Source organism: Rhodococcus sp. ENV425, assembly GCF_002887785.1.
Classification (GTDB): domain Bacteria; phylum Actinomycetota; class Actinomycetes; order Mycobacteriales; family Mycobacteriaceae; genus Rhodococcus; species Rhodococcus aetherivorans.
On record NZ_PCZU01000268.1, the window covers coordinates 44,131 to 51,377 of the forward strand.

Sequence of the window (7,247 nt, forward strand, 5' to 3'; positions counted from 1 at the left end):
TGCGGGAGAAGCGCTGTCAGGCGGGGGCGAGCGCGCTCTGCAGGGCGGTGACGATGGCCTCGGTGACCGTGCCGGTGTCCGCGGTTCCACCGATGTCGCGGGTGAGGGCGCCACTGCCGGTGGCTGTTTCGATGGCGGCCTCGATGCGGCGGGCCTCGTCGTGCAGTCCGAAATGGTCGAGCATGAGGGCGGCGCTGGCGATCGCGCCGATCGGGTTGCTGATGCCCTGGCCGGCGATGTCGGGGGCGGAGCCGTGAACGGGTTCGAACATGCTCGGGAAGCGACGTTCGGGATTCAGGTTCGCGCTCGAGGCCACGCCGAGGCTGCCGGCGAGCGCGGAGCCGAGGTCGGAGAGGATGTCGGCGTTGAGGTTCGACGCGACGACCACGGACAGGTCCTCGGGGTGCAGGATGAACTTCGCGCTCATGGCGTCGACGAGGACGCTCTCGGTGGCCACGTCCGGGTAGTCGGCGGCAACGCGGTCGAAGACCTCGTCCCACAGAACCATGCCGTACTGCTGAGCATTGGACTTGGTCACGCTCGATACCTTCTTCACCGTGCGGGTGCGGGCCAGATCGAAGGCGAATCGCATGATTCGCTCGCAACCCTTCTCGGTGAACAGAGCGGTCTGCAGTGCGACCTCGTTGCCCGGTCCGCGGCCGCTGAGGTTGCGCCCGCCGAGGCCGGCGTACTCACCCTCGCTGTTCTCGCGGACGACGACCCAGTCGAGTTCGGTGTCGTCGGCCTTGCGCAACGGGGACTGCACGCCGGGCAGGAACTTGACGGGCCGGACGTTGGCCCATTGATCGAAGTTCTGGGTGATGTTCAGGCGCAGGCCCCACAGGCTGATGTGGTCGGGGACGTTCTCCCATCCGACCGCGCCGAAGTAGATGGCGTCGAATGCCTTCAGGGTTTCCAGGCCGTCGTCGGCCATCATCTTTCCGGTCTGTGCGAAGTACTCGCAGCCCCAAGGGAATTCTTCCCACTCGAAGGCGAATCGCCCGCCGGATTGTTCGGCGAGGACGTCGAGCACGCGCCGTCCTGCTGCGACGACCTCCTTGCCGACGCCATCGGCGGGGATCGATGCGATCTTGAACGTCTGCGGTGCCATGCCGGTGCCTCCATCGTGTTGTGCTGATCACAGTGCGTGATGTCTCCATTAACCCGTCACGGCAATGGGGCGTCCATGACGAAGACTCGATCCGCCTTATAGGTTTTGCCTAATTGGCGGGTATCTTCGCAGGTAGGACGAGTGCGGTGAGTGGATGCGCACCACGGGGCGACCCGGGTCGGTATCGGAGACGAGGTTCGGATGGACGCACGGCAGCTGAGGTACTTCCTGGCGGTGGTCGACGAGGGTGGCATCAACCGTGCCGCGGAAACCCTGTTGATCGCCCAGCCGTCCCTGTCCCAGTCCATCGCTGCACTCGAGCGCGAACTCGGCGTTCCCCTGTTCCACCGAGTCGGCCGTCGGCTGGTGCTCAGCGACGCCGGCCGCACGCTCATCGGTCCGGCCCGCGTGGTCCTGCGAGACCTCGAAGACGCCAAAGCCTCCGTCGAGGCGTTGAAAGGGCTGCGCAGCGGCCGCGTCGATCTGATCACGATGCCGTCGCCCGGGATCGAGCCGCTCACCACGATCCTGACCAGCTTCAGCCACACCTATCCGTCGGTGATCATCAACGCCGAGGCGGCCTTCACGCCCGACGAGGTTCTGCACGCGGTCCGCACCGGTATCTGTGAGGTGGGCATTCTCGGATCCCCCGAGGAAGTTCGTGCTGCTGAACTCGACGTCGTCGCGCTCGAAAGCCAGCCGCTGATCCTGATCTCCGGTCCGAACGCGGAGACCCCGGACCGCCCCGAGATCCGCAGATCCGAACTGTCCGGATTCCGGTTGATCGTCTCGCAGCGTGGATCGTTGATGCGGACCCTGGTCGACGAGGTCCTCGCCAGTGGCGTCGAAGCCACCATCGTCGCCGAGGTCGCGCACCGCACGTCGATCATGCCCATGGTCCTCAGTGGGTTCGGTCAAGCCGTGATGCCGTCCTCCTGGGCCCCGTCGGCACGTCAAGCAGGTGCGCGCGTGCACCGCATCATCCCCGAGTCGTATCTCCACGTCGCGGCCGTCTCCCGGCGGACGCACCTCACGCCGCCCGCACGCACCCTGATGGACGAAGCACGCCGCTATGCTGCGCGCACCCCTGCCGCATGGGAGGTTCCACCCGGCGTGACGCCGCGCTCCAGGTCACGGTCACAGTGATCCGACTGCGCTCCGGCCACCACCCGAGGAGGTGCCGGTATCCGAAAAAACATGCCGCGCTACGACTAGCGCGCTCGGAGATGGGTACTCCGTCCGTACCGATCCACGTCGTGGGGAAGGGGCCATGACAGCTGAGAACCAGGGCGACCGAACCGACGTCGACAAGGCGTTGCTCGGGCACGCCACCTATCGCAGCCTCGGCGAACAGCGGCTCTCACCCGCCGAAGAGCGGTTCGAGAAGGGCCGCCGCACGATTGGGCTGTTTCTCGCGCCGCTGATCGCGATCGTCTTCCTCGCCCTGCCGATCGACATACCGCCGCAACAGCAGACGTTGGCCGGTGTGCTGCTCGGCGTCATCCTGCTGTGGGTGAGCGAGGCGATGCCGATCCCGATCACCGGACTGCTCGGTGTGGCGGTCGTGGTCTTTCTGGGGGTGGCACCGGCCGACGAAGTCCTCGCAGCGTTCGGGTCGTCGACGATCTTCACTTTCATCGGAGCGTTCATCCTCGCTCAGGCGATGCTCAAACACGGCGTGGCGCGTCGGTTCGCGTTCCGCATCCTGACCCTGCCGCGTGTGGGCCAGTCCACCACCGGGGTGATCATCGCCTTCGGCGCGATCACGTGCGGGCTCTCGGCCTTCGTATCCAACACCGCGACCGTCGCGATGCTGCTGCCCACGGCGCTGGGCATCCTCGGCGTCATCGCGAAGCTCATGCAGAACCGCGGCGTCGTCGCACCCGACTTCGACCCGCTTCGCGTCCGGGTGGGCGCCGCGATCATGCTGATGCTCGCGTACGGAGCAAGCGTGGGCGGCCTGCTGACGCCGGTCGGGAGCCCACCCAACCTCATCGGACGCGGGCTCATCGAGGAGGCCACGGGAGAGCGGATCAGCTTCGGGCAGTGGATGGTGATCGCCATCCCGATCTGTCTGTCGATGTTCATCGCGCTCGCCGTCATCCTGCTGCGCCTGAACAAGCCCGAGATCCGACGTATCGAGGGCGTCGCCGACTACCTGGCGCAGCAGCGCGCGGAAATGGGTCCGCTGTCTCGTGCCGAGAAGAACACGCTCATCGCCTTCGGAGTCACGGTGACGCTGTGGATCCTGCCCGGTGTCGTCGCGGTGATCGCCGGCAACGACTCGGACCTCTACAGCACGATCAGCGACCGGCTCGACGAGGGCATGGTCGCGGTCTTCGGGGCGGCGTTGCTCTACCTTCTGCCGACCGATTGGGAGAATCGCGAGTTCACGCTGCGCTGGCGAGACGCAGCGGAGATCGACTGGGGCACGATCGTGCTGTTCGGCACCGGCATCATCTTCGGCTCCCTGCTCGCCGACACCGGCCTCGCCGAGACGATCGGCACATCCGTCGCGGACTCGCTGGGCCTGACGAGCGTCGTCGCCATCACGGTCTTCGCCGTCGTGCTGGCCATCGCCGTATCGGAGACGACGAGCAACACGGCGTCGGCGGCGGTCGTGGTGCCGATCGTGATTCCGGTGGCGGTGGCGGCCGGTGTCAACCCCTTCGTGCCGGCGCTCGCGGCCACGTTCGCTGCGTCGTTCGGCTTCATGCTTCCGGTCTCGACGCCGCAGAACGCCGTGGTCTACGGCTCCGGGGCCGTTCCGATCACCACGATGATTCGAAGCGGGGTGATCTTCGACATCGTGGGTGCGATCCTGATCATCGTTCTCCTGCCCTTGACGATCGCCCTGGTCGGCCTCGGCGCTGCATGATCGACCACACCGTCGTCGCGAAGGTCGACGTCCGGAGACTGCACGCGACGGGGGTGGTTATCGATGGCGCGATGCGGTTGCGGTTCGTGGGTGTAGTCGTCGGTGCGGTCGACGTGGATGCCATTGGCGTGCAGCCTCGGTAGGGCAGCGCTCGCACCTCGTTCAGGAGGCCGGGGTCGTCGTTGCCGAGGGAGGCGATCGCTGCGTGCCGCGGCCCTTCCACCCGAAAGAGCCTGAGTGAACGGCCCGGAGCGATGCCGGTCGCCGTGGGATAGTGGGCCTGTCGAGCGAGTACAGGGAGCAGGCCCACATGCACGAATCGACCGGGAGATGACGATGAGTGGACCGGTGATCGACCCCCGCCGTCACGACGCGGTGATCTTCGACCTCGACGGGGTGGTCACCGACACCGCGGCGGTCCACGCCGGGGCGTGGAAGGAACTCTTCGACCGCTATCTCTCGCGTCGTCCCGAACGCGACGGCGAGGAGCATCGCGAGTTCACCGACGAGGACTACCGCAAGTTCGTCGACGGCAAACCGCGCGTCGACGGCGTCGCCGATTTCCTTGCCTCGCGCGGAATCACGCTGCCGTGGGGGGACCCCGACGACGGCCCGGACGTCGAGACCGTGTGCGGGCTCGGTGCCCGCAAGGACGAGATGTTCCGCGAGCGCATCCACCGCGACGGTGTCCCGGTGTTCGAGTCCAGCGTCGATCTCGTGCGCCGGGTCCAGAGCCTCGGGCTGGGCACCGCGGTCGTCACCTCGAGCCGCAACTGCACGCTCGTGCTCGAGGCCGCCGGGCTCGCCGACCTGTTCGGCGTCCGGGTCGACGGCGTGGTCTCCGACGAACTCGGGTTGCCCGGCAAACCCGATCCGGCGGCCATGCTCGAGGCCGCCCACCGGCTCGGGGTCCACCCCGCCCGGTCCGTCGTCGTCGAGGACGCGGAGGCGGGCGTCGCCGCGGGCCGGCACGGCGGGTTCGGTCTCGTCGTCGGCGTGGACCGGGTCCATCATCGCGACGAACTGCGGCGCCGCGGCGCCGACGTGGTGGTCGACGACCTCGCCGAGCTGGCGGTGCGCACCGGCGACCGGCGCATGTCGGAGATCCCGGACGCGTTGGCGTCGCTCCAGCAGCTGACCGCCTTGCTCGGCACACGCCGGCCCGCCGTCTTCCTCGACTTCGACGGCACGCTGTCCGAGATTGTGAACGATCCCGCGGCCGCCACGCTGGTCGACGGTGCGGCGGCGGTGCTGTCTTCCCTGGCGAGCGAATGCACCGTCGCCGTCATTTCGGGACGCGACCTCGCCGACGTGCAGACCCGGGTCGGTCTTCCGGGCCTGTGGTATGCGGGAAGTCACGGCTTCGAACTGATCGGCCCCGACGGGCAGCACCAGCAGAATGACGCGGCCCTGGCCGCCGTGCCCTACCTCGAGCGGGCCGCCGCCGCTCTGCAGGAACGGCTCGCCGACGTGCCGGGCGCGGTGATCGAACACAAGCGGTTCACCGTCGCCGTGCACTACCGCAACGTCGCTCCGGACCGCGAGGAGGGACTCGTCGCCGCGGTGCACGAGGTCGCCGCCGCCGAGGACCACCTCCGGGTCACGACCGGTCGCAAAGTCGTCGAGATCCGCCCCGACGTCGACTGGGACAAGGGCCGGGCTCTCGAATGGGTGCTCGAGCACGTGCGCGACGAGGACAACCCGATCCCGGTCTACATCGGTGACGACATCACCGACGAGGACGCGTTCGACGCGCTGGCCGGCACCGGACTCGGAATCGTGGTGCGCCACACCGAGGACGGCGACCGTCGCTCGGCGGCACAGTTCTCGGTGGACGGCCCCGAACAGGTCCGGCGGCTGCTGCAGCGGCTCGCCGAGCTGTGGGGCGAGGACCAGGAGGTCGGCCCGCGTCACGACGCCTGGACCCTGTACTTCGAGGGTTACGATCCGCCGGCCGAGAAACTGCGCGAGGCCGTGTGCACGGTCGGCAACGGGTACTTCGCCACTCGTGGCTGCGCCCCCGAATCCCGCGCCGGTGCCGTGCACTACCCCGGCACGTACGCCGCCGGGATCTTCAACCGCCTGACGGACGAGGTGGCGGGCCGCACCATCGACAACGAGAGCATGGTGAACCTGCCGAACTGGCTGCCGGTCACCTTCCGCATCGACGGCGGCGAGTGGTTCGACATCGACTGCGTCGAAGTGCGGGAGTACTGCCAGTATCTCGATCTGCGCCGGGCCGTGCTCACCCGGCGGTTCCGATTCCGCGACGGTGCGGGCCGCACGACGACGGTCGTGCAGCGCCGGTTCGTCGCGATGCACCAGCCGCACGTGTGCGGCCTCGAGACGACGATCGTCCCGGAGGACTGGTCGGGGCGGCTCGAGATCCGGTCGGAGGTCGACGGCGCGGTCCGCAACACTCTCGTCGAGCGCTACCGGCACCTGGCCGGCGATCATCTCCGATTGCTGCACACCGCCCGGTTGTCCGAGGACTCGGTGTGCCTGACGGTGCAGACCAACCAGTCCCGCATCCCCGTCGCCGTGGCGGCTCGCAGCACGCTCTGGCGCGAGGACGAACGGATCCCCGCCGAGTACACCCTCCTCGACTCGGGAGGGCGGGTCGGGCACATCGTCGCGCTCGATGTCGCGGCCGGGGAGCCCGTGACCCTGGAGAAGATGGCCACCCTGTTCACCGGGCGTGACCAGGCGGTGTCCGAGCCGTCGGAGGAGGCCACGCGCTGGCTGGCCCGCACGGGGCGCTTCGAGGAAACGCTCGAGGGGCACGTACTCGCCTGGGTGCACCTGTGGGACCGCGTGGACATCTTCCTCGGGGGCGACGGCGAAGGCCTGCGGATAGTGCGGCTGCACCTGCTGCAGATGCTGCAGACGCTGTCGCCGAACACCGCGGATCTCGACGTCGGCGTACCGGCGCGCGGCCTGCACGGCGAGGCGTATCGAGGACACATCTTCTGGGACGAGCTGTTCGTGCTGCCGGTGCTGAACCTGAGGTTGCCGGGGTTGACCCGTTCGCTCCTGCGCTACCGCCACCGCCGCCTGGACGAGGCCCGCCGCGCGGCGCGGGAGGCGGGTCACAGCGGCGCGATGTTCCCGTGGCAGTCCGGCAGCGACGGCCGCGAGGAGAGCCAGCAGGTGCACCTCAATCCGAAGTCGGGACGGTGGAATCCCGACGCGAGCTGGCGCCAGCACCACATCGGGGTCGCGGTCGCGCACAACGTGTGGCAGTACTACCAGGTGACC

Annotated in this window: 4 protein-coding genes; 3 read left to right on the top strand and 1 reads right to left on the bottom strand. The window is 68.3% G+C overall.

Features of this window, described 5'->3' with window-relative positions:
• Positions 1-16: 16 nt before the first annotated feature.
• Positions 17-1,111 (bottom strand): tartrate dehydrogenase, encoded by a 1,095-nt coding sequence (locus tag CQZ88_RS24355; protein WP_006943389.1) that lies wholly within the window; start codon positions 1,109-1,111, stop codon positions 17-19.
• Positions 1,112-1,312: 201 nt separating this feature from the next.
• Between CQZ88_RS24355 and CQZ88_RS24360 the strand changes: the two genes are divergently transcribed.
• The 3 genes from CQZ88_RS24360 to otsB all read left to right on the top strand — a co-directional run.
• Complete coding sequence (locus CQZ88_RS24360; protein WP_044476328.1) at positions 1,313-2,257, top strand: LysR family transcriptional regulator; 945 nt, start codon at positions 1,313-1,315, stop codon at positions 2,255-2,257.
• A gap of 124 nt (positions 2,258-2,381) precedes the next feature.
• A complete protein-coding gene (locus CQZ88_RS24365) occupies positions 2,382-3,989 on the top strand; it encodes a DASS family sodium-coupled anion symporter (protein WP_006943387.1) in 1,608 nt (535 codons plus the stop codon).
• Positions 3,990-4,325: 336 nt separating this feature from the next.
• Positions 4,326-7,247, top strand: a 2,922-nt coding sequence (gene otsB / locus CQZ88_RS24370) for a trehalose-phosphatase (RefSeq protein WP_258008768.1), incomplete at its 3' end; no start/stop codon positions are given.

Coding starts and splice junctions, on each gene's coding strand:
- CQZ88_RS24355 (WP_006943389.1), bottom strand. CDS start 1,111: ATGGCACCGCAGACGTTCAAGATCGCATCGATCCCCGCCGATGGCGTC.
- CQZ88_RS24365 (WP_006943387.1), top strand. CDS start 2,382: ATGACAGCTGAGAACCAGGGCGACCGAACCGACGTCGACAAGGCGTTG.
- CQZ88_RS24360 (WP_044476328.1), top strand. CDS start 1,313: ATGGACGCACGGCAGCTGAGGTACTTCCTGGCGGTGGTCGACGAGGGT.